26 protein-coding genes and 1 tRNA gene are annotated in these 26,871 nt (G+C 65.9%); 12 read left to right on the forward strand and 15 right to left on the reverse strand.

Annotated features, from left to right (window positions below):
- Positions 1-39 precede the first annotated feature (39 nt).
- Positions 40-426, reverse strand: coding sequence for a winged helix-turn-helix transcriptional regulator (locus J5J86_RS20905; protein WP_209101700.1), 387 nt, complete (start codon positions 424-426; stop codon positions 40-42).
- 131 nt (positions 427-557) lie between these two features.
- Between J5J86_RS20905 and J5J86_RS20910 the strand changes: the two genes are divergently transcribed.
- The 3 genes from J5J86_RS20910 to J5J86_RS20920 all read left to right on the forward strand — a co-directional run bounded on the left by J5J86_RS20910 (position 558) and on the right by J5J86_RS20920 (position 3,015).
- On the forward strand, positions 558-1,397 hold the full coding sequence (locus J5J86_RS20910) for an SDR family oxidoreductase (RefSeq protein WP_209101703.1): 840 nt from the start codon (positions 558-560) through the stop codon (positions 1,395-1,397).
- A 143-nt stretch (positions 1,398-1,540) separates the two neighbouring features.
- Positions 1,541-2,071 (forward strand): MarR family winged helix-turn-helix transcriptional regulator, encoded by a 531-nt coding sequence (locus J5J86_RS20915; protein WP_209101705.1) that lies wholly within the window; start codon positions 1,541-1,543, stop codon positions 2,069-2,071.
- A complete protein-coding gene (locus J5J86_RS20920; protein WP_209101708.1) occupies positions 2,068-3,015 on the forward strand; it encodes a DMT family transporter in 948 nt (315 codons plus the stop codon). Before J5J86_RS20915 ends, J5J86_RS20920 begins: the two co-directional genes overlap by 4 nt.
- Here J5J86_RS20920 and J5J86_RS20925 read toward each other — a convergent pair.
- The 4 genes from J5J86_RS20925 to def form a co-directional block, all read right to left on the reverse strand.
- Positions 2,966-3,352 (reverse strand): hypothetical protein, encoded by a 387-nt coding sequence (locus tag J5J86_RS20925; RefSeq protein ID WP_209101724.1) that lies wholly within the window; start codon positions 3,350-3,352, stop codon positions 2,966-2,968. The two genes, J5J86_RS20920 and J5J86_RS20925, sit on opposite strands and share 50 nt — an antisense overlap.
- A 112-nt stretch (positions 3,353-3,464) precedes the next feature.
- Positions 3,465-4,202: a tRNA pseudouridine(38-40) synthase TruA gene (gene truA, locus J5J86_RS20930; RefSeq protein ID WP_209101727.1), complete on the reverse strand. Its 738-nt coding sequence runs from the start codon at positions 4,200-4,202 to the stop codon at positions 3,465-3,467.
- Positions 4,203-4,220: 18 nt separating this feature from the next.
- Complete coding sequence (fmt, locus tag J5J86_RS20935; RefSeq protein WP_209101730.1) at positions 4,221-5,144, reverse strand: methionyl-tRNA formyltransferase; 924 nt, start codon at positions 5,142-5,144, stop codon at positions 4,221-4,223.
- Positions 5,145-5,159: 15 nt separating this feature from the next.
- A complete protein-coding gene (def, locus tag J5J86_RS20940) occupies positions 5,160-5,675 on the reverse strand; it encodes a peptide deformylase (protein ID WP_209101733.1) in 516 nt (171 codons plus the stop codon).
- A gap of 82 nt (positions 5,676-5,757) precedes the next feature.
- Between def and J5J86_RS20945 the strand changes: the two genes are divergently transcribed.
- The 5 genes from J5J86_RS20945 to J5J86_RS24645 all read left to right on the forward strand — a co-directional run bounded on the left by J5J86_RS20945 (position 5,758) and on the right by J5J86_RS24645 (position 9,880).
- Positions 5,758-6,960 (forward strand): DNA recombination protein RmuC, encoded by a 1,203-nt coding sequence (locus J5J86_RS20945; protein WP_209101736.1) that lies wholly within the window; start codon positions 5,758-5,760, stop codon positions 6,958-6,960.
- Positions 6,961-7,087: 127 nt separating this feature from the next.
- Entirely contained in the window at positions 7,088-7,969 is an 882-nt protein-coding gene (mutM, locus tag J5J86_RS20950) for a bifunctional DNA-formamidopyrimidine glycosylase/DNA-(apurinic or apyrimidinic site) lyase (RefSeq protein WP_209101738.1), read from the forward strand.
- Positions 7,970-8,068: 99 nt separating this feature from the next.
- On the forward strand, positions 8,069-8,842 hold the full coding sequence (locus tag J5J86_RS20955) for an enoyl-CoA hydratase (RefSeq protein WP_209101742.1): 774 nt from the start codon (positions 8,069-8,071) through the stop codon (positions 8,840-8,842).
- 518 nt (positions 8,843-9,360) lie between these two features.
- Positions 9,361-9,445, forward strand: a tRNA-Leu gene (locus J5J86_RS20960).
- A 96-nt stretch (positions 9,446-9,541) separates the two neighbouring features.
- Positions 9,542-9,880, forward strand: a complete 339-nt coding sequence (locus tag J5J86_RS24645) for a DUF6538 domain-containing protein (protein WP_342449174.1) — start codon at positions 9,542-9,544, stop codon at positions 9,878-9,880.
- A 216-nt stretch (positions 9,881-10,096) separates the two neighbouring features.
- On the opposite strand, the gene J5J86_RS20965 is transcribed toward J5J86_RS24645, so the two are convergent.
- Positions 10,097-10,735, reverse strand: coding sequence for a hypothetical protein (locus tag J5J86_RS20965; protein WP_209101745.1), 639 nt, complete (start codon positions 10,733-10,735; stop codon positions 10,097-10,099).
- Between the two features lie 566 nt (positions 10,736-11,301).
- On the opposite strand from J5J86_RS20965, the gene J5J86_RS20970 reads away from it, so the two are divergent.
- The 3 genes from J5J86_RS20970 (at position 11,302) to J5J86_RS20980 (ending at position 16,162) form a co-directional block, all read left to right on the forward strand.
- The gene (locus J5J86_RS20970) at positions 11,302-12,984 is read left to right on the forward strand and encodes a methyl-accepting chemotaxis protein (RefSeq protein WP_209101748.1); all 1,683 of its coding nucleotides are present in this window, start codon (positions 11,302-11,304) and stop codon (positions 12,982-12,984) included.
- A gap of 334 nt (positions 12,985-13,318) precedes the next feature.
- A complete protein-coding gene (locus J5J86_RS20975) occupies positions 13,319-13,984 on the forward strand; it encodes a L,D-transpeptidase (protein ID WP_247657744.1) in 666 nt (221 codons plus the stop codon).
- A 144-nt stretch (positions 13,985-14,128) separates the two neighbouring features.
- Positions 14,129-16,162 carry a YgiQ family radical SAM protein gene (locus J5J86_RS20980; protein ID WP_209101755.1) on the forward strand — a complete coding sequence of 678 codons (2,034 nt, stop codon included), beginning with the start codon at positions 14,129-14,131 and terminating at the stop codon, positions 16,160-16,162.
- Between the two features lie 144 nt (positions 16,163-16,306).
- Here the strand turns inward: J5J86_RS20980 and J5J86_RS20985 are convergent, their stop codons facing one another.
- From J5J86_RS20985 to J5J86_RS21020, 8 genes are all read right to left on the reverse strand, one after another.
- Positions 16,307-17,626 carry an RsmB/NOP family class I SAM-dependent RNA methyltransferase gene (locus tag J5J86_RS20985; RefSeq protein WP_247657746.1) on the reverse strand — a complete coding sequence of 440 codons (1,320 nt, stop codon included), beginning with the start codon at positions 17,624-17,626 and terminating at the stop codon, positions 16,307-16,309.
- Positions 17,627-17,789: 163 nt separating this feature from the next.
- Positions 17,790-18,575: a succinate dehydrogenase iron-sulfur subunit gene (locus tag J5J86_RS20990; protein WP_209101760.1), complete on the reverse strand. Its 786-nt coding sequence runs from the start codon at positions 18,573-18,575 to the stop codon at positions 17,790-17,792.
- 220 nt (positions 18,576-18,795) lie between these two features.
- Positions 18,796-20,634 (reverse strand): succinate dehydrogenase flavoprotein subunit, encoded by a 1,839-nt coding sequence (gene sdhA / locus J5J86_RS20995; RefSeq protein WP_209101762.1) that lies wholly within the window; start codon positions 20,632-20,634, stop codon positions 18,796-18,798.
- A 5-nt stretch (positions 20,635-20,639) separates the two neighbouring features.
- Entirely contained in the window at positions 20,640-21,026 is a 387-nt protein-coding gene (sdhD, locus tag J5J86_RS21000) for a succinate dehydrogenase, hydrophobic membrane anchor protein (protein ID WP_247657747.1), read from the reverse strand.
- Positions 21,027-21,036: 10 nt separating this feature from the next.
- Positions 21,037-21,438, reverse strand: coding sequence for a succinate dehydrogenase, cytochrome b556 subunit (gene sdhC / locus J5J86_RS21005; protein ID WP_209101764.1), 402 nt, complete (start codon positions 21,436-21,438; stop codon positions 21,037-21,039).
- Between the two features lie 224 nt (positions 21,439-21,662).
- Positions 21,663-22,589 carry a hypothetical protein gene (locus J5J86_RS21010; protein WP_209101767.1) on the reverse strand — a complete coding sequence of 309 codons (927 nt, stop codon included), beginning with the start codon at positions 22,587-22,589 and terminating at the stop codon, positions 21,663-21,665.
- Complete coding sequence (locus J5J86_RS21015) at positions 22,586-23,473, reverse strand: hypothetical protein (protein ID WP_209101770.1); 888 nt, start codon at positions 23,471-23,473, stop codon at positions 22,586-22,588. Before J5J86_RS21015 ends, J5J86_RS21010 begins: the two co-directional genes overlap by 4 nt.
- Positions 23,474-23,677: 204 nt before the next feature.
- Positions 23,678-24,370: an OmpW/AlkL family protein gene (locus J5J86_RS21020; RefSeq protein ID WP_247657748.1), complete on the reverse strand. Its 693-nt coding sequence runs from the start codon at positions 24,368-24,370 to the stop codon at positions 23,678-23,680.
- A 271-nt stretch (positions 24,371-24,641) separates the two neighbouring features.
- Between J5J86_RS21020 and J5J86_RS21025 the strand changes: the two genes are divergently transcribed.
- Complete coding sequence (locus J5J86_RS21025) at positions 24,642-25,778, forward strand: alpha/beta hydrolase family esterase (protein ID WP_209101773.1); 1,137 nt, start codon at positions 24,642-24,644, stop codon at positions 25,776-25,778.
- Here J5J86_RS21025 and J5J86_RS21030 read toward each other — a convergent pair.
- The gene (locus tag J5J86_RS21030; RefSeq protein ID WP_209101775.1) at positions 25,754-26,803 is read right to left on the reverse strand and encodes a MaoC family dehydratase; all 1,050 of its coding nucleotides are present in this window, start codon (positions 26,801-26,803) and stop codon (positions 25,754-25,756) included. The two genes, J5J86_RS21025 and J5J86_RS21030, sit on opposite strands and share 25 nt — an antisense overlap.
- Positions 26,804-26,871 lie beyond the last annotated feature (68 nt).

The following is a 26,871-nucleotide window of genomic DNA, read 5'->3' on the forward strand; positions in this document are numbered from 1 at the left end:
GTTCGATGCATCCAGCCCCCGGCGGTGCCGGGGGCTTTTTCATGCCCGCGCGCCGGCGGAAGGTGTTGCCTGCGAGTCATAGGCAGCCTGCGCGGCCAGCACCGAATCCATGTTGTGCTCGGCCCAGCGGGCGAGGGCGGCCACCGTCTCGTTCAGCGTGTCGCCCAGAGGGGTGAGGGCATATTCCACCGTTACCGGCACAGTGGCGAAGACGGTACGGGTGATGAGGCCGTCGCGCTCCAGCTTCTTCAAGGTTTGCGACAATACCTTTTGCGAGATGCCGCGAATGTCGCGGCGCAATTGGTTGAAGCGCACCGGTCCGCCGCGCAGACGGGCCAGGATCAGGACCGCCCATTTGTCGGCGATGCGATCCAGCAGCATGCGCGTGGGGCAGCGCTCCTCATAGACATCATAGGGCCATTGCATCTGGGCCATTTCCTTGCGCGCGGTTTCCCGGACGAAACCATGTCACCGGAAAGTGCTCTCTTTTGCACGTTCCCGGTGGAGCGTATGTATCCTTCCGAAACATGGTTTCTAACGGATACCAGGAGATGGATATGTCCGGCAAGGTTCTCGTTCTCGGCGCCACCGGCAATGTGGGCCGCCCCCTCGTGGAGCGCCTCCATGCCCTCGGCCAGGCGGTGAAGGCGGCGTCGCGGTCTGGACAGCCCGTGGCGGGCGCGGAGGGCGCGGCGTTCGACTATCGCGATCCGGCGACCTTCGGCCCCGCCTTCGAGGGTGTGGCGAGCGCCTATGTGATGCTCCCCACCGGTTATATGGACCCGGTGGGCCTTCTGGTTCCGGTGATCGAGGCAGCCGCCGCCCGGAAGGTGAAGGTGGTGTTGCAGACGGCGCTGGGCGTCGATGCGGACGACGCCATCCCCTATCGGCAGGTGGAACTGGCCCTCGAACGGTCCGGCACGCCTTATGTGATTCTGCGGCCGAACTGGTTCTCCGACAATTTCTTGACCTTCTGGAAGCCCGGCATCGACCATGGCGTGATTGCCGTCCCCGCTGGGGAGGGCAAGTCCAGCTTCATCGATGCGCGCGACATCGCGGGGAGCGCGGCGGCGGCGCTGACCTCCTCCCGCTTCGACGGCCGGGCCTTCAATCTCACGGGGCCGGAGGCGCTTGGCTATGCCGAGGCCGCGACCCTCATCTCCCAGGTGGTCGGCCGCCCCGTGGCCTACAATCCCATTGACGACGCTGCCTTTGTGGCGCTGCTCACCGGGGCTGGGATTGGCGGGGAATATGCGAGTTTCCTGGCTTCGCTCTTCTATCCGGTTCGCGAAGGCTGGACCGCGGGCGTGACGGATAGCGTGGAACAGCTGACGGGGCGGAAGCCCATCGCGCTTGGCGTCTTCCTGAAGGACCATGCCGCCGCCTTGAAGGCGTAGGTGTTGTCCCCTTGCCACCGGGCGCCGTCGCCCGGTGGCGCTCCAAGGGAGCGGCGAGGAGGGAGCGGCGAGGAGGGAACCGCCATGGGAGCTTCGGCGGGAAAAGCTTGACGAAATTATATTCGTGCTGAATACATATAATTATGAATGAAACCCAGCTCACCAACCTTCTCGGCGCTATGGCGCTCGCCCTCTCGGACGCGCAGGACGCCGCCGCCCGCGCGGCTTCCGGCCTGGGCACCAGCGCATGCTCCGCGCTGGTGGTGCTGAACTTCTATCCCGGCACGCCCATCCGGACACTGGCGGAGATATTGGGCCTGACCCACTCCGTTGTTGTGCGGTTGACGGAGGACTTGGCGGGTCGCGGAATGGTGGAGCGGTCCGCGGGGGCAAAGGACAAGAGGCAGGTGCAACTGCGCCTCACGCTCTTGGGATCGGAGACAGCCGCGGCGATTCTCGACGCGCGCCGGGCCACGTTGGGCGCTGTGCTGCAGCGTGTCCCGCAAGACCTGCGGCCGGCACTGGGCGATGCCGTCTCCCACCTGCTCACGGCACTGACCCAGAGCCGGGCATCTGCGGACCACATTTGCCGCTTGTGCGACGAGGATGCCTGCCCGCAGGCGTGCTGCCCCGTGGAATGCGAGGCCGTCCGCAGGGAAGGGCCTCGGGCATGAGCGAACCTTCATCCTTGCCGGCCACGCAAGCACCCCATGCCCTGCGAATCGCACGTGGCCGGCTATGGCTGGCGACGGGGGCGGTGATTGCGTCGGCGGCCTGTTGGGGCTTGGCCACGGTTGCGACAAAGGGCCTGCTGGAGACGATTCCCGCTTTCCAGCTTCTTGCCCTCCAATTGGGGGGGAGCGTTGCGTTCTTGTGGCTTTGTGTGGGCTTGCTGCGCCCGGCAGGCGCGGGGCGTGAAGAAATGCCGGCCATCCTGGCTTCCGGCCTGCTGGAACCCGGCCTTGCCTATGGCCTGGCGGTGCCGGGGCTAGCCTTGACCAGCGCGGCCAACGCCACCGTGATCGGCGCCGCCGAGCCTGCTTTCATCTGCGCCCTGGCTTGGCTGCTCTTGGGCCTGCGTCCCGGCCGGGGCGTCGCGGTCGTCCTGGGCCTTGCCATTTCCGGCGTGCTCATGGTGACCTTATCGGACGCGGAGGGGCTCGGGCAGGGGCGCCTGTCGGGCGATGGGCTGGTGGGGATGGGGACGGCCGTCGCGGCCCTTTATGTGGTAATGTCCAGTCGGCTTCTGAGCGCCACGGCTCCCCTCAGCCTGGCAGCGCTTCAGCAGACGGCAGGGCTGGGGTGCGTTCTCTGTCTTTTTGCCTGCACCTGGGCATTGGGGTACGAGCACCCGGTGGCGCCGTCCTGGCCGCTTCTGCTGGCGGCGGGGGCCACAGGTGTCATCCAATATGCGCTGGCGGTCTGGTTTTACCTCCTTGGCCTTCGCTTCCTAACCCCAGCTGTGGCCGGTCTCTATCTGGCATTGATTCCGGTATTCGGAATGGCGGGGGCCGTCCTGGTGCTCGGGGAAGTCATCGGCCCCATCCAGGTGGCGGGCGCCGCAATCGTCATCGCCGCGATAGGCTGGCTCGGCTTGCTGCAACGGTCATCGCAGTGACCGCCTGGCGCTGGTCTGCCAGCACACGGCGGGTGGACACCACCACCCAGTGCTCCGCGCCTGCGGGCCGGCGAGCGTTCAGGCGGGCCGCCGCCCCTTCTGCAGCGGCGCGATCACCATAGAGGCGCGCCTCGTCCAGAAAGAAAGCGCCGCCGGGCACGATCACCGCACCCGCCGCGCCGGCTTCCGCGGTCTCGCGGCCATCAAAGAAGATGAAGCGGCTCGGTGCGGCCTCCACAGCCCGCGCGACTACATAGCTGAACCAAGCCGGAATGGAAGACGGCCCCGCCATGGGAGCGGCGGGACGTCGACTGCGAAAGGGAAGCCCAAAGGTCATGACGCGATACCTGTGACCTCTCAACGAGGACGGAATTTGCGTCTTAACGCGTCAGGACGGGGTGGGTTCCAGAGCAATTCCGCATTTCCTGCAGACCAGGTCCGCGCGGACGTCAATAGCTGACCGCAGCCAGATACAGCCCGCAGGCTGGCGCCATGGGCCCGCAGCGGGATCGGTCCCGGGATGCGAGGACGTGGGCAAGGTCATCGCCACTCCACCGGCCCTCACCCACGCGCATGAGGGACCCTGTCATGGAGCGCACCTGATGATGGAGAAAGGAGCGCGCGGAGGTGACGATGCGGATCTCATCCCCGGTCCGTGTCACGTCCAATTGGTCCAGCGTCTTCACGGGGGAGGCGGCCTGGCATTCGGCCGCCCGGAAGGCGGTGAAGTCATGGCGGCCCAGCAGCCGTTGCGCCGCCTCGTGCATGGCGGATGCGTCCAGCTTCTGGGGAATGCGCCAGGCCCGGTCGCGGTCGAGCGCCAGGTCTGGCCGGCGGTTGATGATGCGATAGAGATAATGCCGCTTCACGGCCGAGAAGCGGGCATCGAAATCATCGGCCACAGCCTCAGCGGCCAGCACCGCCACCGGGACCGGACGCAAATGGGCGGTCAGTCCGTCGCGCAACGTATCAGTACGCCAGGGACGGGAAAGGTCGATATGCGCCACCTGACCGGTGGCATGCACGCCCGCATCGGTGCGCCCGGCGCCCGCCACATGGACCTCTTCACCGGTGAGCCGCGTCACCGCTTCCGCCAGCGCGCCCTGCACCGTCGGCAGCTCCGCCTGGATCTGCCAGCCGGCAAAGGATGTGCCGTCATATTCGATGGTGAGCTTGTAGCGGGGCATAAGCTGGGTTCCAGCCGCTCAGGCGAGCCGGGTCCCGGCGGGAACCGGATTGCCATTCAGGAAGGCATCGGCCGAGCCCGCCTGCTTGCCGGCCTTCTGAAGCTGCACCAGCCGCACGGCCCCCGTGCCGCAGGCGATGGTGAGGTGATCGTCCGAGGCCGTTCCCGGCGCTCCCTCGCCGGAGGCGAGGGTCGAGCGCAGCACCTTCACGCGGGTCTCTTCCGGCCCCAGCGGGAACCAGGCGCCAGGGAAGGGGGAGAGGCCCCGGATATGGTTGTGCACCTCCTGCGCCGGCTGGGACCAGTCGATGCGCGTCTCGCCCTTCTCCAGCTTGTGGGCATAGACCACGCCAGCCTCGGGCTGAGGGGTGAAGTGCAGGCCACCCCGCTCCAGCGCCGCGAGGGCGCGGGCCATGAGATCGGCACCAAGCACCATCATTTGGTCGTGCAATTCGCCAGCCGTCATGTCCGGCCCGATGGCGACGCGCTCCAGAAGGCCGACGGGACCCGTATCGAGCCCGGCCTCCATGCGCATCACCGCAAGGCCGGTTTCCGTGTCGCCAGCCATGATGGCCCGCTGGATGGGCGCCGCCCCGCGCCATCGCGGCAGGAGCGAGCCGTGGAGATTGAGGCAGCCGAGGCGCGGCGCATCCAGGATGGCCTGGGGCAGGATCATGCCATAGGCCACCACCACGGCCACGTCCGCCTCCAGCGCGTGAATGGCCTCGACGGCCTCTTCGGTGCGGAGCGTCTTCGGGGTGAAGACCGGCAGACCGAACTTTTCCGCCGTGGCCTGGACAGGGGAGGGCAGCAGGTCGAGCCCGCGTCGGCCCGAAGGCGCCGGCGCGCGGGTATAGACGGCTACCACTTCATGGCCGCGGGAGACGATCTCGGTGAGGGTGGGCACGGCGAAGTCCGGCGTGCCCATGAAGAGGATGCGCATGAAAGGTCCGATCCCTCAGCCGGCGTCGCGCTTGGCGGCCTTCACGAACTTCTTGGTCACCCGATCGCGCTTCAGCTTCGAGATGTGGTCGATGAAGAGCACGCCGTTCAAATGGTCGATCTCATGCTGGAGACAGGTGGCCAGCAGCCCGTCCGCCTCCCGCTCGATGGTCGCGCCGTCAAGGTCCAAGTAGCGGACGGTGACCCGCGCCGGGCGCTCCACTTCCTCATAATAGTCGGGAATGGAGAGGCAGCCCTCATTATAGACCGACAGGTCCTCTGAACTGGCGACGATCTGAGGGTTGATGAAGGCCATCGGCTGCTTGGCTTCGCCCTCGCGCGACACATCAATGGTCACCACACGGCGCATCTCGCCCACCTGCACGGCGGCAAGGCCGATGCCCGGCGCGTCGTACATGGTCTCGAACATGTCCTCCACCAGCTTCTTGACCGCATGGTCGACTTTCTCGACCGGCGCGGAGGTCAGGCGGAGCTTGGGATCGGGCAGGATGATGATGGGTCGGATGGCCATTCTCGCCAGATAGGCGATGGAAGGGCTACGGTCAACATGTTCGCTCTTTGTTCACAAAGAAGAGTCATGTATTGGGGAGGACATGATGGAGCAGCTCTTTCCCATGGGTTTCCTCAGTATCAGTGGCGGCGAGATCCTGGCCGGCATGGGCGGGGTGGCCCTGCTGCTTCTGCTGGCCCTCCTGGTGGCAACCCGGCGCACCGCGACCCTGCGCGCCCAGGAAGCCGCGGACGCCGCCGCGCGTGCGTCGGAGTTGGAGGCGCGGCTGCGTGATCTCGCCCGCATCCAGGCTGAGACCGCCGGGCGGGTCCAGACCATGGCGGAGGTCCTGGCCCAGCGGCAGAGCGAGTTGGCGCGCGCGGTTTCGGAGCGCCTGGATTCCACCTCCCACCGGCTGGGCGAGAGCTTTTCCACCGCCGCCCGCGCCACCCATGACAGCCTCACCCGCCTCGCCGAGCGCCTCGTCCTGGTGGAAAAAGCGGAGCGCAGCCTTTCCGACCTCTCCTCGCAGGTCATTTCCCTGCGCCAGACCCTGTCCAACAAGCAGGCGCGCGGCGCCTTCGGGCAGGCGCGCATGGAGGCCATTATCGCCGACGGGTTGCCGCGCGCGAGCTATGCCTTCCAATACACGCTCTCCAATGGCCGCCGGCCGGACTGCGCCGTGTTCCTGCCAGGCGATGCGCGCCCGCTCCTGATCGACGCGAAATTTCCACTCGAAGCGGTCACCGCCTTCCGCGAGGCGGCGACGCCGGAAGCCCGCAAAGCCGCCGGCACGCGCCTTGCTGGCGACATGATGAAGCATGTGGGCGACGTGGCCGAGCGCTACCTGCTGGCGGGCGAAACCCAGGACATTGCCCTCATCTTCGTGCCATCCGAATCCGTCTATGCCGACCTGCACGAGCATTTCGACGCCGTCATCCAGCGCGCCTTCCGCGCGCGGGTGATGATTGTCTCGCCGTCCCTGCTGATGCTGGCCATCCAGGTGGTGCAGGCCATCTCCAAGGACGCGCGCATGCGCGAGCAGGCGGATCGCATCCGCGCCGAAGTGACGGCCCTCGTTGCGGATGTAAGTCGGCTACGTATCCGGGCGGGGGATCTTTCCAAGCATTTCGGCATGGTGGGAGAGGACATTTCCGGTCTTCTGATCTCCGCCGACAAGATCGCCAAACGCGGGACGCGGCTCGAGCAGCTCGAATTCGAGCAACATCCTGAAACGCCACAGCAAACGCCCTCCGCAATGTCTGGCGAGACGGTCGCGCGTGACCAGCGGGATGCCGCGGAATAGGGGGATAGCTGTTCGTCCGCTGCCATTCCTGCTTGCGCTGCGGCACAGCCTCGATAGCCTTCTCCTTCCAGATGGTGACCAGAGCCGATCCGCGCGACAGACGCGTGCCGGCGGAGTTAGAGACAAGATGCCCGAATTGCCCGAGGTGGAGACAGTCCGCCGCGGCCTCATCCCCGTCCTGCAAGGCGCCGTGATCGAAGAGGCGGAGGCCCGCCGCCCGGATCTGCGATGGCCCCTTCCGGAGAGCTTTGCCGAACGCCTTGCCGGCCGCCGCGTGGAAGCCATCGGCCGCCGCGCCAAGTACATCCTCGCGGACCTGGACGGAGGGGAGGTGCTGATCCTCCATCTCGGCATGTCCGGGTCCATCCGCATCGACGGCACGCACAAGCCCCGCCGGCCGGGCGCCTTCCATTATCCGCGCGCCGAGCCAGGGCCGCACGATCACGTCGTGTTCCGCCTCGCCGGCGGCGTCACCGTGACCTTCAACGATCCGCGGCGTTTTGGCGCCATTTTGTTGGTGCCCTATGATCGCCTGGACAGCCATCCGCTGCTGCGCGATCTCGGCCCCGAGCCGCTCGGCAACACTTTTCATGCCGAGCATCTGGCGCGCGCCTGCGCTGGCAAGCGCACCAGCCTGAAGGCGGCGCTGCTGGACCAGAAAGTGGTGGCGGGGCTCGGCAATATCTATGTGTGTGAGGCGCTGCATCGCGCGGGGCTGTCGCCGCGCCGCCAGGCTTCCAGCCTTGCCACCCGCACCGGCGCCCCGACCGCCCGCGCCGAGCGGCTGGTCACGGCCATCCGGGACGTCTTGAGGGACGCCATCCTGGCCGGCGGTTCTTCCCTGCGGGACCATCGCCGTGTGGATGGCGAACTGGGCTATTTCCAGCATGCCTTCCGCGTCTATGACCGGGAGGGGCAGCCCTGCCGCACCCTGCATTGCAAGGGGCAAGTGCAGCGCATCGTGCAAAGCGCGCGGTCCACCTTCTTCTGCCCCACCTGCCAGAGGTGACATGCGGCGCGAGGCTTGCGCAAACCGCTTCCCTCGCGCGCGCGCGCCCTCTACACACCTTGCCCAGGCGGGCTTCAGGCCCCCATCGGGAGGCAAGAGATGTCATACGAGACAATTCAGGTCGAAACCCATGGCCGTGTCGGGCTCATCCGCCTGCACCGTCCGCAGGCCCTGAATGCTTTGAACGCGCAGATCATCCGGGAGCTGAACGCGGCCCTCGACGTCTTCGAGGCGGATCGCGGGATCGGCTGCATGGTGCTCACCGGCTCCGAGCGCGCCTTTGCCGCCGGCGCGGACATCAAGGAGATGAAGGACTTCTCTTATCCCGACACCTATCTGGATGACTTCATCACCTCCTGGGAGCGTATCTCCCGCACCCGCAAGCCGGTGATCGCCGCGGTGGCCGGCTTCGCGCTCGGCGGGGGCTGCGAGCTTGCCATGATGTGCGACTTCATCCTGGCGGGCGACAATGCCAAGTTCGGCCAGCCCGAAATCAAGATCGGCGTGATGCCCGGATCCGGCGGCACCCAGCGCCTGACGCGCTTCGTGGGCAAGTCCAAGGCCATGGAAATGTGCCTCACGGGCCGGATGATGGATGCCGCCGAGGCGGAGCGCTCCGGCCTCGTGTCCCGTGTCCTGCCGGTGGCCGATCTCCTTCCCGAGGCCCTGAAGGTGGCGGCGCAGATCGCCGACATGTCGCTGCCGGTGGCGATGATGACCAAGGAGGCGGTGAACCGCTCCTACGAGACCTCGCTCGCCGAGGGCATCCGCTTCGAGCGCCGGGTGTTCCAGTCCCAATTCGCATTGGCGGATCAGACCGAGGGTATGGGCGCCTTCGTGGAAAAGCGCAGCCCCGGCTTCGTTCATCGCTGAGCCTTGTCGTTAGGCATCCGACCGCGGCGCCTGGGCGCCGCGGTCATTTTTTTATGCGCATGGCCCTATGCCCTCTGTCCCGGAGCCCCAGACCACCGCCGTGTCGGCACCGCCTCGCGCGGCTTTGACGGGCGAGCTTTGCGGCAATCGGCTTTCAAACGCGTTCGCTTTTCTCGTCTCCGGTCAAATCGCCCGCTGCCGTGCGTCTTGCGCCATCGGATCGCGTCGCTCTCCCCCGATGGGGCAAAGGGGCAAAGGGGCAAAGGGGCGCCACAGACCATCTCGCCGATGATGCGCCCGCTTTTCAATGTCGGGTTTCCAAAGCGGGTGATTCTGGTTCTGCCGTCGATCGAGAGGGGCGAGAATGGCCCCTGTGGAAAAGTCCGTCATCCCTGATTTATCAAGGCTTGGCCGTAGGTGTGGACGTGATTTCCCACATTCCGTCCCGCACGGCCGTTGACAAGCCTCCCCGCTCCCCCGTAAGAGAACGGCCTCCCGCCGCTCGCAAGAGCCGCGGAGCCCAGGTGGCGGAATTGGTAGACGCGCTGGTTTCAGGTACCAGTGGGTAACACCGTGGAGGTTCGAGTCCTCTCCTGGGCACCAATGCCTTCTTAAGGCGTTGATCTGCCAAAACTCTTTGTCTTTCATGGCCTTGGAAACCGTCTGGTGGTACAGACAGGTGGTCCAATGGTCCTCGCCATGTCCCGTCCGACGAAGCACCCCAAGAGCGGCGTTTATCAGTTCCGCAGGGCCGTCCCTGATCGCCTGAGGCCCCTCCTTGGCAAGACCGAGGTGAAGCGCTCGCTCGGCACCCAAGACCCACAAGAGGCCGCATGCCGAGGTGTCAGCACAGGTGGAAGCCGAGTGGGCGGAGCTGGAGCGACTGAAGGGCGAGCCGGCAATTTATCGGACCATTATCTGACGATTGACGAGGTCAGCCGCGCCCGCCAGCTGGCCGAGGTGGCAAAGGCCCATGCGCAGGCAGCGGAGGCCCAACAGCGGCAAGCCGAGGGTGCCTATCGGCCAAGAGCCTGTTGAAGCCCGTTTCCGCCCCTGGGGCTGTCCAATGCCGCGAGGGGTGCGCCTGCTGCGAAGCCGGTGGGCAAGATGGTCAAGAAGCCCAAGTTGACGCAGAAGAGACTTACCGATGCCGAGGCCGCAGCGGTGTGCAGGCATGCGTTGAACTATCAGGGCAGGCCGAGAGGCAGGCGCCAACCTCACCCTCGCTAAGAGGCGAGTGCGCCTGCTGTGTGCTTATACCGGGGCGAGGCTGGGGGAGAGTTCGCGGGCCCTGCTTTTCGCCAGCGCCACAAATTCGAGCGCCGCGAAGAGGAGAAGGCCGTACCCAAAGAGTTCCACGCACTCTTCGCTCATGTCCTTCACTGGGCGAGCATAGGCCTCCTGCAGAACGATCTGCCAGAAAGCTCCCATGCCGTACAGTCGGGCGAAGATGTAGGTGGTCATCAGGGCCGAGATGAGCAGCCCAAATGAGACGCTCTCTGTGTAGACCTTTTGCTCTTCGAGGAAGGCGTCGCGATTGATCCAGGTATATGCGAGGCCCACCAGAATCACCGGCGTGACGAGTATCTGCCATCCGTCGGAGTGGAGCATGTCCAGCCAGATGTCGTTCTCCCGAATGAGCGATGCGGTGGAGAATGTTGCGAGCAGCCAAGCGGACTTGCGCAGGGCAGCCACCTTTATGGCGGCGAGGACGAAAATCGCCGAAATGGCGAACAGAAGTATTGATTGAGATATCTCGACAAGAGACGTTTCGCCGAATGTGCCAGTTGTAGTCGCGTCGACATACATCAGGCCAAAAATCAGGCAGGTCATAGCAGCGTATAGGGAAACGCGTGAAAGGCCGCGCACGAACGGAATATACTTATCAGGCAATACAGCGGCTCCGCATTTGAGGGAGGCCCACGGTTGTGCATTTAATGCTCAACAATCGCCCCCTGAGCCGTCAGTGATATTGCCGGATGTGGGAGGTCAGGTCAAATTCCGCTGCGTGAGGTTCTGCAGAGGTGACCGCGCGCGGCCTCGTCTGGCAGCGTGAGCAGACTCGCAGAGGCGCTCGCCCTCCCCCAGCGGCGCCCTTGCCATGGCTCCACCTTTCGCGGCGCTCGCTCCTGCCCATGGCCCACGGCTGCAAGGCAGCTCCACAGGCTCGGGCAAGCTTCAGGCGGTTACCTCACGCGCTCTTGTGGCCGAGAGAGGTCTGCAAGGGCGCGTGAGGCGCACCGTGGCGGCGGCATATCAACGGCCACCGTCGGGCGGGTCCTTTCGCAAGAGAGGGCGATGCCGCGCGTTGGCGCCCCAGGGGCTCATGCGCGACGTCACCCCTCGCCTCGAACTTGTCTTTCCGGGGACTGCGTTACTTGCCGTCCTCCCCTTGCATAGAGCCATACCCGAAGAGCCACGCCGACACGGCGGCCAGACAACTGAAATCGGAGTGCACGATGAGCCTGAAGAATTTGGCGATCCGAACAAAAATCGTTTTGATGTTCGGGCTTGTACTTCTGACCAGTCTTGTCACCGGGGGCATCATTCTTCAGGCGGAAACGACCTTGGAGAAGAATGTCGACTGGACGATCCACACTTACCATGTGCTGGACAGGGTCGACGGGATGATGGCGGCCATGGTGGACCAGGAGACGGGCCTGCGTGGTTTTCTTTTGACGCGGAAGGATGGCAGCCTCGCACCGCTTGTGTCCGGCGAGAAAGCCTTCGCCGACAATTGGAGTGCGGCGAAGTCGCTGACCAGCGACAACCCGATCCAGCAGAAGCGGCTCGACGCCGTGCGCGAGCAGGTGGAGGACTGGCAGCGTAACGTCTCCCATTATGCCATCGACCTCATGAGGACGCCGGGTTCCGAGGATGCGGCCGTTGATGTGGAGCGCAGCGGCAAGGGCAAGGTCTATTTCGACAAGATCCGCCTTCTGGTTGCCGAATTGAAGGAGGCGGAGAGCTCTCTCCTTGGCGTGCGCAATGAAACGATGCGTTCAGCGGAGAAAACCATCCTCGTTTCCGCCATCGCATCTGTGGGTGCGATCCTGCTGATCGGCTGCAGTGCGGCTTTTGCCCTGAACACGCTCATCGCCGTGCCCATCCGCGCGACGGTGGCCAGCATGGAGCGCATCCGCTCTGGCGATTATGCGACCGAGGTGGGCTTCACCGAGCGCCAGGACGAGGTCGGGGCCATGAGCACGGCCTTGCGAACCTTCCGCGACACTCTGGCGGTCGCCGAAGCGGCACGACGGGAAGAGGACAGCCGCAAGGCAGCCGAACACGAAACGCTGGCGCGGCGCGAGCATTTGGCGCAGTCCTTCGTGAAGAACATGCAGTCCCTCGCCGGCCAGTTCGCCACAACCTCCCATGACGTGGCCGGATCTGCCCGCAATCTTTCCGCCACTGCCGAGGAGACTTCCCGCCAGGCGCAGGCCGTGGCAGCGGCCGCCGAACAGGCCGCGGGCAATGTTCAAACGGTCGCCGCCTCGTCGGAGGAACTGGCAGCTTCCGTTCGCGAAATGAGCGGTCGTGTGTTCCACTCGGCCGAAGTGGCCAATGTCGCCTTCCGCGAGGCTGAGGCGTCCAACACCCGCATCAGCGAACTGGCGAAGGCGGCAAGCGCCATCGGCGACGTCATCTCCTTGATCAAGGGTATCGCCGATCAAACGAACCTCCTCGCGCTCAATGCCACCATCGAATCGGCACGCGCGGGCGAGGCGGGCAAGGGGTTCGCTGTGGTCGCGGCCGAGGTGAAGGAACTGGCCAGCCAGACCGCCAAGGCCACCGACGACATCGCCTCCAAGGTTTCCGAGATCCAATCGGCCACGGACGGCACGGTCGCCTCCATGGCGGAGATCATCCGTGTGGTGGGGGATATCAAGTCCATCTCCACTGCCATTGCGGGTGCGGTGGAGGAGCAGGGCGCGGCCACCGGAGAGATCGCCCAGAGCTGCCAGCAGGCCGCCACGGGCACGCAACAGGTTACGGACAACATCACCGGCGTCGGTCGCGCGGCGGAAATGACCGGCACGGCCTCAAGCCAGTTGTTGAGCCTGTCCGAAGGTCTGTCCAAGCAGGCTGGGGACCTGAGGCACGAGGTCGAGAGTTTCGTAACGCAGCTGCGCGCAGCCTGATCCGCGCGTCATGCAACACAGAGGGCGCCCCGCTGCTTTGCGAGGCGCCCTCTCATCCCCACAGGTCATGCCTCCTGGCAGCCTAGTGGCGCCGGCCGGTGCAACCCGTGGTCGGCGTCTGTCGGCCTCGTGAAAACCCGTGCTTGCCTCTCGCCCACAAGGGCGGCAATCTCCGCTCAGCTTGGAGCCGGATCCGGGCAGAACCTCTTCGCACGGTCGCACGGCCCCGGCGTCCGGCGGGGAGAGGCGCTTGTGGCATCTGGAGCGGCAAGCTTGGATCGGGGAAATGCGAGTCATGGTCATGGACGCTGGAAATGCCCGTCGGGCAAATGAGATGGGGCTGACAAGCGCGCTGTGGGGACGCCTCAGTCGGCGCACCTTCATGGTGGGCTCGGCGCTCGGCCTTGGTGCCCTCGGGCTCGGTGGCTGCGCCACCCCGGACGGCATGACCCTCGCCGAGGCGGAAAAGCTCTATGGCCCCTTGCCAGCGGAGAAGTTCCCCGTTCCGGCCGCGGACGTCAGCAAGCTCGATCCCAAATATTATCGCCGCACGGTGCGCTACGAGACCAAGGAAGCGCCCGGCACTATCATTGTCGATCCAGGCAATTACTACGTCTACCGCATCGAGGAAGACGGTATGGCCACCCGCTATGGCGCCAATGTGGGCCGTGACGGCTTCCGCTGGAGCGGCGATGCCTATGTGGGCCGCAAGGGCGAATGGGCGACCTGGACCCCGCCTAAGGAAATGATCAAGCGCCAGCCTGAAGTGGCGAAGTATGCCAACGGCATGCCGGGCGGCCTGGAAAATCCGCTCGGCGCGCGCACGCTCTATCTCTACCAGAACGGCAACTACACGCTCTACACGATCTATGCGACGATCGATCCCGAATCCATCGGCCACGGCGTGACCAGCGGCTGCGTCGGCCTCCTGACCCAGGACATGCTGGATCTTTACTCCCGCACGCCCGTGAAGACGAAGGTCGTCGTGCTGCCGGCATAGAGTACCAGCCGCGCCCAATGGGGCGCTTGTTGATTGGAAAAGAGAGATCCGCCCCAGCCATTGGAGCGGATGTGATGTCTCTTTTCCCTGACGTCAGGCGTGGCGAGTTGAATTTGCCATATTGACGTCCTATGCGTGGGCGCCATGGACATCCAGCTTGCCCCCGAAACGCCTCAGCTTTCCTTGTTCCGCCATGGGCGGCCGACAGGAAAGGCCGCCCCCTTCCTGCCCATGAGCCGGGCCGAAATGGATGCGCTCGGCTGGGATGCGTGCGACATCGTCCTGGTCACGGGCGATGCCTATGTGGACCATCCCAGCTTCGGCATGGCAATCATCGGCCGTCTCCTGGAAGCGCAAGGGTTCCGCGTGGGCATCATCGCCCAGCCCGACTGGCATTCGGCGGACCCGTTCAAGGCGCTGGGCAAGCCGCGCGTGTTCTTCGGCGTGACCGGCGGCAACCTGGATTCCATGGTCAACCGCTACACCTCCGATCGGCGCCTGCGCCATGACGATGCCTATACGCCGGGCGGCGAGGGCGGCAAGCGGCCGGACCGCTGCACCATCGTCTATACCCAGCGCTGCCGCGAGGCCTATAAGGATGTGCCGATCGTGCTCGGCGGCATCGAGGCCTCCCTGCGCCGCATCGCCCATTATGACTATTGGTCGGACAAGGTGCGCCGGTCCATCCTGGCGGACGCCAAGGCCGACCTGCTGATCTATGGCAATGCGGAGCGCGCCGTGGTGGAGGTGGCGAACCGCCTGGCCGCCGGCGAGACACCGCGCGAGTTGGATTCGATCCGCGGCCTGGCGCTGTTCCGCAAGGTGCCAGGCCATTACACCGAATTGCCCGCCGATGATCTCGATTCGGCGGACGAGGCGGCGAGCCGCGTGGCGGGCGACACCGTCATTCGCCTGCCGTCCTTCGAGGTGGTGGAGCAGGATCGCGAGGCCTATGCCCGTGCCTCCCGCGTGCTGCACCGGGAGGCCAATCCCGGCAATGCGCGCCCGCTCGTCCAGCGCCATGGCGACCGCGATTTGTGGCTGAACCCGCCGCCCATCCCGCTCACCACCGAGGAGATGGACGCGGTCTATGACCTGCCCTATGCGCGGGCGCCGCACCCCTCCTACGGAGATGCCAAGATCCCCGCCTGGGACATGATCAAGTTCTCGGTCACCATCATGCGCGGCTGCTTCGGCGGCTGCACCTTCTGCTCCATCACCGAGCATGAGGGGCGTGTGATCCAGAACCGGTCGGAAGGCTCGGTCCTGAAGGAGATCGAGCGTATCCGCGACAAGACGCCGGGCTTCACGGGGGTCATTTCCGACATTGGCGGGCCAACCGCCAATATGTACCGCATGGCCTGCAAGGACCCCAAGATCGAGGCCGCCTGCCGCCTGCCGTCTTGCGTCTTTCCGGACATCTGCCCGAACCTCAACACCTCTCACGACGACCTCATCCGCCTCTACCGCAAGGTGCGAGAGGTGAAAGGGGTCAAGAAGGTGATGGTCGCCTCCGGCGTGCGCTACGATCTCGCCGTGAAGAGCCCCGAATATGTGAAGGAACTGGTGACCCACCATGTGGGCGGTTATCTGAAAATCGCGCCGGAACACACGGAGCGTGGCCCCCTCGACAAGATGATGAAGCCGGGCATCGGCACTTATGACCGGTTCAAGGAGATGTTTGACGCCGCGGTGAAGCAGGCGGGGAAGAAATACTATCTGATCCCTTATTTCATCGCCGCCCATCCCGGCACGACCGACGAGGACATGATGAACCTCGCGCTCTGGCTCAAGAAGAACCGCTATCGCGCGGATCAAGTGCAGACCTTCCTGCCCTCGCCCATGGCGACCGCCACCGCCATGTATCACACCGGCGTCAATACGCTGCGGGGCGTGCGGCGGGGCGCGAGCGACCAGGTGGAGACCATCAAGGGCCTGCGCCAGCGCCGCCTCCACAAGGCCTTCCTGCGCTATCACGACCCGGACAATTGGCCGATCCTGCGGGAGGCGCTAAAGGAGATGGGCCGGGCCGACCTCATCGGGCCTCGGCCCGATCAACTGGTGCCGGCCCACCAGCCGCCGGGCACCGGCAAGGCGGCGGGGACCAAGCGTCCCGTGCGTCCTCCGATCGGCGCCAAGCGCTTCACCACAAAGGGCGTTCCTCTGCCGCACAAATGAGGCGGCGGCACCCGCGTCCTGCGGCTAGAGCGCGATCCGATCAGATTGAATCAATCTGACCGGTGAATCGCCCTCTCACTTATTGATAGAGAATGCATGATCCGATCAGCCTGCGGCGCAGGCTGGCGGGCGCATGCTCTAGCCTCAGGGCGCGGTCGCTGCGGCCGGTGTCGCGGCGCGTTGCATGACAGCGGCGAAGAAGCCGTCCGTATCATTGCGCGCGGGTGTTAGAGCCAGGAAGTCGGGTTGGGTGGACCCCGCCAATTGCGGCGCGGCCTCGCTCAAGGGCACCAGACGGAAATCGGGATGGGTGGCCAGGAAGGCGGCCACCTGTTCCTCATTCTCCTCTTTCAGAAGCGAGCAGGTGGCATAGACCAGCCGTCCACCCGGCTTAACCAGCCGCGCCGCGCTGTCGAGGATAGAGGCCTGAAGCGGCAGGAGATTTTCGAGTCCAGGCCCGAGAACGCGCCAGCGGGCATCCGGGTTGCGCCGCCAGGTGCCGGTGCCGCTGCAGGGCGCATCCACCAGCACACGGTCGAACCCGCCCTTGTGGCGCTTGACCCACTTGTCCCGTTCATTGGCCAGTGGCCGGGTTTCGATGTTGTGGAGGCCCGCCCGGCGGAAACGCTCGGCGGCCCGCTTCAGGCGGATGTCCAGCACGTCGCAGGCGATGACGTGGCCCTTATTGGCCATCTGGGCGGCGATGGCGAGGGTCTTGCCGCCGGCGCCGGCGCAGAAGTCCACCACCCGGTCACCGGGGCGGGCATCCACCATCAGCGCGACCAGTTGCGAGCCTTCGTCCTGGATCTCCACCTCGCCCGTCTTCAACATGGGCAGGCGGGCGAGGGAGGGGCGCTCTCGGACCCGGATGCCGTGGGGCGCAAGGGCTGAGGGCTCGGCGGGCAGGCCGAGGTCGCGGAGCGCCTGGAGGACGCCATCGCGCTTCGCTTTCAAGGGGTTAACGCGAAGGTCGAGCGGCGCGGGGTCGAGGAGCGCGGCGAGGTCCTGCTCGAAGGTGTCCGGGAAGCGGCGGTGCAGGGCGGCGGCGGCCCAGTCCGGGCATTCGACACGCACCTCGGTTGGCATTGCAGGGGAGGTAAGGGCCGAGCCTTGCAGCTTCACCAGCAGGGCGCGCTCGTTGTCAGTCAGGCGCTCCGGCTCCAAGTGCTTGCCGCTGAAAATGTTTTTCACCTGGTCCGGGGTCTGGCGCGCGCCCAGCGCAAGCCACGCCAACAGGCGGTTGCGGGGCGTTGCTTCCCGCCCATGCCGGGTCACCCACCAGCCCAGGCGTGCGTGGTGGCGCAGCAGGGCATAGAGCAGGTCGGAGATGAATCCCCGGTCCGCCTCGGTGAGGTGACGGTTGGCTCGGAACCAGGAGGAGACCAGGGCGTCGGCGGGGCGGGCGACGGCGTGGACTTCGGTGAGGAGGTCGAGGGTGGCTTGGAGGCGGGCGGCGTAATGCACGGGAGGCAAACCGGATTTGAGGGCTGCCGCACCTTAGAGGGGGCCGCTGGGGAGCGCCATGGCCGGGATTGGCCGAGGGAGTGGCGCAACGAAAAACGCGCGTGACGGGCGTCACGCGCGCATTGAACTGGGTTTGGCCGAGGCGGAGGAACGTCAGTTCCGCTCAGATCTGGCGCTCCACCATCATCTTCTTGATCTCGGCGATGGCTTTGGCCGGGTTCAGGCCCTTCGGGCAGGCCTGGGCGCAGTTCATGATGGTGTGGCAGCGATAGAGCCGGAAGGGATCTTCCAGATTGTCGAGCCGGGCACCGGTGCGCTCGTCGCGGCTGTCCTTCAGCCAGCGATTGGCCTGGAGGAGGGCGGCGGGGCCGAGATAGCGGTCGCCGTTCCACCAATAGCTCGGGCAGGAGGTGGAGCAGCAGGCGCACAGGATGCACTCATAGAGGCCGTCCAGCCGCTCGCGGTCTTCCTTGGACTGGCGCCACTCCTTCTCGGGCGCGGCGGTGTCCGTCTGCAGCCAGGGCTCGATGGACGCGTGCTGGGCGTAGAAGCGGGTGAGGTCGGGGACGAGGTCTTTGACCACCGGCATGTGGGGCAGGGGATAGACGTTGACCACGCCCTTCACCAGCACCTCGTCCATGCCCTTGGTGCAGGCCAAGGTGTTGGTGCCGCCAATGTTCATGGCGCAGGACCCGCACACGCCCTCGCGGCAGGAGCGCCGGAAGGTCAGGGTCGGATCGATCTTGTTCTTGATGTAGATGAGGCCGTCGAGCACCATCGGGCCGCAATCCTCGCGGTCCACATAATAGGTGTCGATGCTGGGATTCTTGCCGTCGTCAGGGTTCCAGCGATAGATGCGGAATTCCGTGACCTTGGTCGCGCCCTTGGGCTTCGGCCACACCTTTCCGCCGGAGATCTGCGAATTCTTGGGAAGTGCGAGCTCAACCATTGGTGCATCCTGCTCGCCGGCTGCGCCGGGCGTAAGAAGGGGTCTCAATCATCCAGCAGGTCGCGGCGATCCCAGCGGAAGCGCCGCTCCTCCTCGCGGTCCTGGCGCCCGTCGCGCCAGTTCGGTCTTGGCTGCGGCGAGCCGGGCAGTGGTGGCCACCAACGGATCGAGGCCGTCCATCCACCCACGCTCTCCTCCGCGAAAGCCCTGCGACGCGCGCTCAGTACACGCGCTTCTTGGGCTCAATATACTGGATGTCGTTCGACAGGGTGTAGGTGTGAACCGGCCGGTCGTCGAGCTTCACCTGCCCCGTGGCGGTGTCGAGATAGGCCAGGGTGTGCTTCATCCAATTGTGGTCGTCCCGGTCCGGATAATCCTCGCGGGCATGGGCGCCACGGCTTTCCTTGCGGTTGGCCGCGCTTTCCATGGTCACCACCGCCTGGGAAATGAGGTTGTCATATTCCAGGGTCTCGATCAGGTCCGAATTCCAGACCAGCGAGCGGTCGGACACGCCGATATTTGAGGTGGCCGAGAACACGTCGTGGATGAGCGTGCGCCCTTCCTCCAGCACTTCGCCGGTGCGGAACACCGCGCAATTGCTCTGCATCACCCGCTGCATGCGGGCCCGCAGCTCGGCGGTCGGGGTATCGCCCTTGGCATTGCGGAAGTGGTCGAGGCGCGAGAGCGACTTGTCGGCGCTGTCGGCGGGCAGTTCGCGGTGCTTCTCGCCCGGCTGCACCACCTCGGCGGCGCGCAGCGCCGCGGCGCGGCCAAACACCACGAGGTCGATGAGCGAGTTGGAGCCCAGGCGGTTGGCGCCGTGCACGGAAACGCAGGCGGCCTCGCCGATGGCCATCAGTCCGGGCACCACCTTGTCCGGATCGCCATGCACCTTGTTCAGCACCTCACCATGATAATTGGTGGGGATGCCGCCCATATTGTAGTGCACGGTCGGGATGACCGGGATCGGCTCGCGCGTCACGTCCACGCCGGCGAAGATGCGCGCGCTTTCCGAGATGCCGGGCAGGCGCTCGTGCAGGATCTTCGGGTCCAGATGGTCGAGATGCAGGAAGATGTGGTCCTTGTTCTTGCCCACGCCCCGACCTTCGCGGATCTCCATGGTCATGGAGCGCGAGACCACGTCGCGGGAAGCAAGGTCCTTGGCCGATGGGGCATAGCGCTCCATGAAGCGCTCGCCCTCGGAATTGGTCAGGTAGCCACCTTCGCCGCGCGAGCCCTCGGTGATGAGGCAGCCCGAGCCGTAGATGCCGGTGGGATGGAACTGCACGAACTCCATGTCCTGGAGCGGCAGGCCCGCGCGCAGCACCATGGCATTGCCGTCGCCCGTGCAGGTATGGGCCGAGGTCGCCGAGAAATAGGCGCGGCCATATCCGCCCGTGGCGAGGATGGTCAGGTGGGAGCGGAAGCGGTGGATGGTGCCGTCATCGAGCTTCAGGGCGACGACGCCGCGGCAGCGGCCTTCCTCGTCCATGATCAGGTCGATGGCAAAATACTCGATGAAGAACTCGGCCTTGTGCTTCAGCGCCGCGCCATAGAGCGTGTGCAGCATGGCGTGGCCGGTGCGGTCGGCGGCGGCGCAGGTGCGCTGGGCGGTGCCCTTGCCGAAATGCGTGGTCATGCCGCCGAACGGGCGCTGGTAGATCTTGCCGTCCTCGGTGCGCGAGAAGGGCACGCCCCAATGCTCAAGCTCATAGACGGCGGCCGGCGCGTTGCGCACCAGATATTCGATGGCGTCCTGGTCGCCCAGCCAGTCCGACCCCTTTACGGTGTCGTACATGTGCCATTCCCACTTGTCCTCGCCCATATTGGCGAGCGAGGCGGCAACGCCGCCCTGGGCGGCCACCGTGTGGGACCGGGTGGGGAACACCTTGGTGATGCAGGCGGTGCGCAGGCCCGCCTCCGAGCAGCCGACCACCGCGCGCAGGCCCGCGCCACCGGCGCCGACCACGAGCACGTCGTAGGTATGGTCCTGGATCGGATAGGCCGCGCCGTTCACGCCGGGGGCGGCTGAGCCGTTGGATGCGTTGGTTTCGGCCATTGCGCTCAGCCTCCCAGGCTGATCTTGAGCACGGCAAACGCGCCGGCAAGACCGATCGCGACCGTGAAGAAGGTGTTGGCGACGATGCAGAGCACCTTCATCGCTTCACCAGTGACATAGTCCTCGATGATGACCTGCATGCCGATGCGCATGTGGGTGGTCACCGAAAGCAGCGTGAGCAGCAGGACGATGGCGACGAAGGGGCTGCCGATGGCGGCGCGCGCGGTGGCGTAGCTTTCGCCCGCCAGCGAGATGACGATGCAGATGAAGGCGATCATCAGCAGGAAATTGGCGGCGCCGGTCACCCGCTGAAGGAAGAAGTGTTCCGTTCCAGAGCGGGCGGCGCCAAGGCCGCGGACGCGGCCGAGAGGGGTGCGCATGGGGCTGTGCATGTCTCTCTCCTCAGCCCTTTACGGCCAGGCCGATGATCCAGATCAGCAGCGTCAGCGCCACCGAGCCGGCCAAAGTGGCCTTGGCCAGCAGGACACGCTCATTGGCGCCGAAGCCGATGAGGAAGTCCCACAGGAAGTGGCGGATGCCGCCGAGGGCATGGTGCAGGAGCGCCCAGGTGAAGCCGAACAGGATCAGCATGCCGAGCCAGGAGCCGGCAATACCCGAGAAGGTGGCATAGGCACCCGGCGAGGTCGCCGCCGCCAGCAGCCACCACACCAGGATGACCGTGCCGAAATAGAGGGCACCACCGGTGATGCGGTGCACGATGGACATCATCATCGTGAACAGCGGACGGTAAATCTGCAGGTGGGGCGATAGCGGGCGCGTGACGCGCGTGGGGCTGTCGGCCATGGGCCTCCTCCAAAAATCGACCGATCAGGTATCTCAATCGTCGACAGTTCGCAACGATTCCAAAGCACAGTATCGCGCGGACTGCTCCAATATGACGCGGTGCGGAAAAAAGGTAGAGAATTCCGCGCAGATCCCCCCGGTCAGCCCAGCGTATCTCACGGGGCTTGGGCCTGAAAGCACCTCCTCCGGCAGGCCGCCGCCAAAAAAAACCATGCGATCGGCCGTCACCGGGCCGGAAAGGGCAGGATCGCCTTCCACCAGGGGTTCGGAGGCGGCACGTCCCAGCGTCGGCGCAGCTCAAGGATGAAGGGGGCGACGAAGGCGCTGGAGTGAAACTTCCCCGCATAGGTGGCCAGAAGGTCGGCGTCCCAGAGGATATTGAGCGGGCAATCGCAGGTTCTTGGGTCATGCCAGGTGCCGTGCTCGTCCACCACCCGGACATCGCACCCGCAGATGGCCGCCTCCCGCAGCAGATTGCTGTAATGGTCATAGGAATAAAGGGTGCGCGTGCGACGCAGCGTCTCGCCCAGGGCGGCCATGTTCGGGGTCAGGGATTCCAGCGGCTCAATGATCCTGCCCGCGGGCAGGGGAAACCGCTCGGCCAGGGGCGCGCCCTTATAGACGAAGGAGCAGTCCAGGGTCTTCGGCACGGCGGGGTCTGGATAGATGTGGGCGGGGTCCACCAGCCCCAGCCAGAGGACCCGTTCCGGCCCAAGCGGCTCGGCGACCGCCCGCTGGACGTCGGCGCGCTTCTGAGGATCGTAGAAGAACACCATCTCGGTTTCGGGATAATGGGTATCGCCGCCGATCAGCCCAGGCGTGTTGAGCGCCCAGCGCACCACCCGGCCGGCGCCGCAGGGATTGCCGGACACGATCTCCGGATAGACCAGGATGGCGTCATCCACCGGCCCCTCGTGCAGGAAGCAGTTCCAGTGCGGCAAAGGGTGGCCCGGCTCGGCGAGAAGGGCGCTGGGATAGCCGCTCACGTTCAGGTGGTGGCACAGGCGGTACAGCGCCCGGATGCCGGAACTGGTGTGGGTGTAAGGCGGGGCCCAGATGAGGAAGGTCTTGGGCGTGTACCGCAGAATGTCGGCCCGACGGGTGACAGCGGGACGCGTCACATCGGGGCTGGTCACGCCGGTGCTGGTCACGCGGGCCTCCGATAGGCAGGGAAATAGGCGCTTTCCGCGGCGCCCGCGCTGAGCCGGGCATAGGCCTGCCGATCATTGACCACCCGGATCATGTGGACCGGCGCGGTGGCATTGACCCAGCGCGACTTGAACACCTTCAGGCCGGGCCGGGCACTGGCGGGCAGGCCGCCGATGAGCAGCCGCACCCCATGGGCGCGGGCAAAGTCCTGCAGGCCGTGCATCAGGAGATAGGAGGCATTCCAGCGCAGACCCTCGGCGGTGGGAACCGTATGCAGGATTTGCAGCCCGTCGCCGAAGACGACACCGCAGGCCATGGCGCCGATGGCATCGCCGGACCTGACGCGAAAGAAGCGGCTTTCCTTCAGCCCGGCCACGGCACGGAAATGGCGGGCGTCCATGTCGAACAGGCCGGTGAGGTGGCGGGCGGCCTTCAGCGCCCCATAGAGGGCGCAGATGGCAAGGCGGTCTTCGTCCGCCGTCACCTCCTCAAACACCGCGTGCCGGGCGCAGGCGTCCAGCCGGGCCCGCGCCCGCGGGCTCAGGGGCGGCGGCGGCAGGCGAGGATCATAGACGAAATGGTGCTTCAGGAGCACCGCGTCGCACTCCGCGCGCGCGGGCACATAGCCGGGCTGGCACAGCACGGTCACGGTCACAAGGTCCGGGAAATCCGCCTGGAGCGACCGGATCTGGCCGGGGTCGCTGATCCAAAGATAGGGCCAAGGCGAGATGCCGTCCTCAAGCTGGGTGCCGGGAATGGTTCGCCGCAGCAGGACGAAGCGGCCGGACGGATGGGCCGCGGCCCGCCCCACATGCGCGAGGCCTTCGGCATAGGCGAAACGGTTGAACGGGCAGTCCACGTCCGAAAAGGTGCTCCCCGCTCCCATGCGCCCGGCCCAGCCCGCCAGCCGCGATGTCCTATCGCACCGGCCGGAAATCGTCGAGCCGGCTTTCATGCAAACAGGGCCCGCGCCATCCGATCTGGCCGCCGTCTGGCGTGATCGGATGGCGCGGGCCCTGTCGAATGCCCGTCGCGGGCGAAGACCCGGTCAGGCGGGGACGGCCATGGCCATCCCCGCTCGACCACTGGATCAGAAGCGGTAGGTCACACCGGCGGCGACCAGCCAGGGGTTCAGGTCGGCCTGGCCCGGCAGGGTGGTGGCGCCGACGCCCACGTCGAAGCTCGGGGTGAGGAAGATCTTCTTCACGTCGACGTTGATGCCCCAGTGCTTGTCGAACATGTAGTCGAAGCCGGCCTGCAGCGCCCAGCCCCAGGTGTTCTGGAGGCTGAGGGAGGTCACCGAGTTCGTTGTGCTGGTGTTGTAGAAGAAGGTGTAGTTCACGCCGAAGCCCACATACGGCTTGAACGCGCCCAGCTCGGTGAAGTGATACTGCAGGGTCAGCGTGGGCGGCAGGATCCAGGTGCTGCCGATCTTGCCGAGGCTGGAAATGGCATCCTGGCCGTAGATGTTGGACTTCGTGGTGCCCAGGATCAATTCGAGGGCCACGTTCTTGGTCAGGAAGTAGGAGATGTCCAGTTCCGGCGTGATCGAGTTGGAATAGGACAGGTTGGAGCCGGCCACGCCCTGGACGTTGCCGCCGTCCATGGGCAGCACGCCGAGGGCGCGCAGGCGGATCATCCATGGGCTCTGTTCCGTCACCGGCTGCACCGGCGCCTTCACCACCGGCGAGAGGTCCGCCGCGCTCGCGGCCGTTGCGAAAGCCGCCGTCATCATCGTCGCGGCGAAAAGGCCGATCCGCCCCCAGAAGCCCTTCGTAGCCATGTCCCAGTCCCTTTGTGTCAAACGTGACTGGGCGAGACTTGTCCGGCATCGGGGTCAGAAAGTTTGAGATAGATCAAATCTGGAGCCTTGCCTTGTGGCTGCCTTCATTCCGCCTTGCCGATGTGGCTTGCGCGCAACAGCCGGGAGCACAATTTCTGCGACATGCTGTCCACTCGACATGAGTCGGCTCTGGTCAGCCGGGGAATGGATCGCTGTGACTGAGAGTGAAAACGTACAGGTGTCGTTGCGTCAGGGGGGCGAGTCGCTGCGGATGCGCCAAACCGCCGGGGCGATTCCGCGTGCCGTCCGCCCCTTCGCCCTGATGCTGGCAATCCTTGTCCCTGCTTTTTGGGGCATGGCCAATGCCGCGCACGCGCAAGCCGATCCGGCCGCACCGAATATCGCCGCCTCGAACCTCGCCGAGGAGCACATCCAGGTGGGCCGGGAGGACCGGACCTATCTCATCTCCCGCCCGCCTGGCGCCACCGGCCCCGCGCCGACCGTGATCGCGCTCCACGCCGCCGGGCAGTCCTCCCAGAGCTTCCGCGACTATGTGGGGCTCGACGTGACGGCCACGCCCCAGGGGGTGGTCACGGTCTATCCCCAGGGTATCGGGCGGGTCTGGAATGATGGCCGGCCCGCCGCCATGCGCCTGAAAGCGATCCTCACGCCCGGCGACGACGTGCCCTTCCTCATTCTGCTGGTGCAGCGTCTGGTGCAGGAGGGCATCGCCGATCCGCGCCGGATCTATCTGCTGGGCATTTCCAATGGCGGCTTCATGGTGGAGCGCATGGCCTGCGAGCATGCGGGCCTGTTTGCCGCCTTCGCCGTCACCATGGCCACCGCGCCGGCCAATTATCGCGAGGAATGCGCCCCGTCCCGGCCGGTGCCCATCATGTTCGTGCACGGGACCGCCGATTCCGTGATCGGCTGGTTCGGCTTCTGGACACCGCTCGGCGCCACCTTGTCCGCGCCCGACAGCGCGCTCCTTTATGCGGCGCTCGACCGCTGTGCGCAGACGGCCACCGAGCCGCTGGCGGATCGCGATCCGCTCGACGGCACCTCCATCAGTCTTCAGACCTGGACCAGTTGCGAAGGCGGCGCCGAGGTGCGCCTCTACAAGGTGGAGGGCGGGGGACACCAGTCGCCCGCGCGCGTGCGCACCAAGCCGGATCTTGCTTCGTCCGTGCTGGGCCTGCGCAGCCGCGACCTGGACATGGGCGAGGCGTCGCTCGCCTTCTTCTCCCGCTTCGCCCTGCCGGGGCCGGACCCCGTCCCCGCGCCAGCGGCGAAGCGCACCACTGGCAAGCCGGCCCCCGCCAACTCCGCTACCCCCAAGGGGACGGCCAATGGCGCGCGCCCCAAGCCCGCCTCCGCCGATGCTCAGCGGGGCAGCAAGACCCAATAGTCGAGGTCGAGGATCACGCTCGGGTCATAGTCCTCGCCGGCCTTCAGCGGAAAATCGGCGCAGGGCCGGTCCTTGGTGGCGATGGTGCGCACGCGCAGCGCGCCCACATCGTCGCGGCCGGAAATCTCTGCCTTGTCGAGGATCTCGCTCCAGGCGAACACGGTCAGCCCGGCAAAGAGCGGGGAGACGTGGCGCCCGCCATTGATGGCGGCCACATGGAAGGCATTGGACAGCCCGTTAAAGGACAGCGCCCGGGCAATGGAAATGACGTGCCCGCCATAGATCAGCCGGCGGCCGAAGCGGCCCTGGCCCTCGGTGAACTGGTTGAAATGCACCTTTGCCGTGTTCTGGTAGAGGCGGGTGGCGATCATGTGCTCCGCCTCCTCCACCGTCATGCCGTCCACATGATCGATCTTCTCGCCCACCTCATAGTCGCCGAAGCGGTAGGGCGAGCCCGAGAGGTCGTCCCGCCATTCGGAGGCGTCCAGCGGCGGGACGGCATCGCCCAGCGCGTCGGGGGCCAGCGCCGCGGGCAGCTTGGGCACCACCGCCTCCACCGCCGGCGTCTTGGGATCGCGCTTGCGCACCATCACCCAGCGCACATAGTCGAGCACCTCGACGCCGTCCTGGTTGAAGCCGGTGGAGCGCACATAGACGACGCCGCTCTGGCCGTTGGAATTCTCCCGCAGCCCGATCACCTCGGAGACCGCATGCAGCGTGTCGCCGGGATAGACCGGGGCGAGGAACCGCCCGCCGGCATAACCGAGATTGGCCACCGCATTCAGCGAGATGTCCGGCACCGTCTTGCCGAACACCACGTGGAAGACGAGAAGGTCATCCACCGGCGCGCGGGGATAGCCCAGCGCCTGGGCGAAGCTGTCGGCGGACTGCACCGCGAAGCGCGAGCCATAGAGCGCGCTATAGAGGCTCACATCGCCCGCCGTGATGGTGCGCGGCGTGGCGTGCCGGATCACCTGGCCGACGGAGAAATCCTCGAAGAAGTTGCCGGAACTGGTTTTCGTCATGGAGCCCCTCACGCGCTTTGTGGCATGTTGGACCACGGCCAAGGTGCAACGCAACAGGGGAGCGCCCC

The organism is Aquabacter sp. L1I39 (assembly GCF_017742835.1).
Lineage (GTDB): Bacteria > Pseudomonadota > Alphaproteobacteria > Rhizobiales > Xanthobacteraceae > L1I39.

Excerpts from the sequence above, each read along its gene's own strand:
- J5J86_RS20905 (WP_209101700.1), bottom strand. The coding sequence starts at position 426 with ATGCAATGGCCCTATGATGTCTATGAGGAGCGCTGCCCCACGCGCATG.
- J5J86_RS20910 (WP_209101703.1), top strand. The coding sequence starts at position 558 with ATGTCCGGCAAGGTTCTCGTTCTCGGCGCCACCGGCAATGTGGGCCGC.
- J5J86_RS20915 (WP_209101705.1), top strand. The coding sequence starts at position 1,541 with ATGAATGAAACCCAGCTCACCAACCTTCTCGGCGCTATGGCGCTCGCC.
- J5J86_RS20920 (WP_209101708.1), top strand. The coding sequence starts at position 2,068 with ATGAGCGAACCTTCATCCTTGCCGGCCACGCAAGCACCCCATGCCCTG.
- J5J86_RS20925 (WP_209101724.1), bottom strand. The coding sequence starts at position 3,352 with ATGACCTTTGGGCTTCCCTTTCGCAGTCGACGTCCCGCCGCTCCCATG.
- truA (WP_209101727.1), bottom strand. The coding sequence starts at position 4,202 with ATGCCCCGCTACAAGCTCACCATCGAATATGACGGCACATCCTTTGCC.
- fmt (WP_209101730.1), bottom strand. The coding sequence starts at position 5,144 with ATGCGCATCCTCTTCATGGGCACGCCGGACTTCGCCGTGCCCACCCTC.
- def (WP_209101733.1), bottom strand. The coding sequence starts at position 5,675 with ATGGCCATCCGACCCATCATCATCCTGCCCGATCCCAAGCTCCGCCTG.
- J5J86_RS20945 (WP_209101736.1), top strand. The coding sequence starts at position 5,758 with ATGATGGAGCAGCTCTTTCCCATGGGTTTCCTCAGTATCAGTGGCGGC.
- mutM (WP_209101738.1), top strand. The coding sequence starts at position 7,088 with ATGCCCGAATTGCCCGAGGTGGAGACAGTCCGCCGCGGCCTCATCCCC.
- J5J86_RS20955 (WP_209101742.1), top strand. The coding sequence starts at position 8,069 with ATGTCATACGAGACAATTCAGGTCGAAACCCATGGCCGTGTCGGGCTC.
- J5J86_RS24645 (WP_342449174.1), top strand. The coding sequence starts at position 9,542 with ATGTCCCGTCCGACGAAGCACCCCAAGAGCGGCGTTTATCAGTTCCGC.
- J5J86_RS20970 (WP_209101748.1), top strand. The coding sequence starts at position 11,302 with ATGAGCCTGAAGAATTTGGCGATCCGAACAAAAATCGTTTTGATGTTC.
- J5J86_RS20975 (WP_247657744.1), top strand. The coding sequence starts at position 13,319 with ATGGGGCTGACAAGCGCGCTGTGGGGACGCCTCAGTCGGCGCACCTTC.
- J5J86_RS20980 (WP_209101755.1), top strand. The coding sequence starts at position 14,129 with ATGGACATCCAGCTTGCCCCCGAAACGCCTCAGCTTTCCTTGTTCCGC.
- J5J86_RS20990 (WP_209101760.1), bottom strand. The coding sequence starts at position 18,575 with ATGGTTGAGCTCGCACTTCCCAAGAATTCGCAGATCTCCGGCGGAAAG.
- sdhA (WP_209101762.1), bottom strand. The coding sequence starts at position 20,634 with ATGGCCGAAACCAACGCATCCAACGGCTCAGCCGCCCCCGGCGTGAAC.
- sdhD (WP_247657747.1), bottom strand. The coding sequence starts at position 21,026 with ATGCACAGCCCCATGCGCACCCCTCTCGGCCGCGTCCGCGGCCTTGGC.
- sdhC (WP_209101764.1), bottom strand. The coding sequence starts at position 21,438 with ATGGCCGACAGCCCCACGCGCGTCACGCGCCCGCTATCGCCCCACCTG.
- J5J86_RS21015 (WP_209101770.1), bottom strand. The coding sequence starts at position 23,473 with ATGGGAGCGGGGAGCACCTTTTCGGACGTGGACTGCCCGTTCAACCGT.
- J5J86_RS21020 (WP_247657748.1), bottom strand. The coding sequence starts at position 24,370 with ATGGCTACGAAGGGCTTCTGGGGGCGGATCGGCCTTTTCGCCGCGACG.
- J5J86_RS21025 (WP_209101773.1), top strand. The coding sequence starts at position 24,642 with ATGCGCCAAACCGCCGGGGCGATTCCGCGTGCCGTCCGCCCCTTCGCC.
- J5J86_RS21030 (WP_209101775.1), bottom strand. The coding sequence starts at position 26,803 with ATGACGAAAACCAGTTCCGGCAACTTCTTCGAGGATTTCTCCGTCGGC.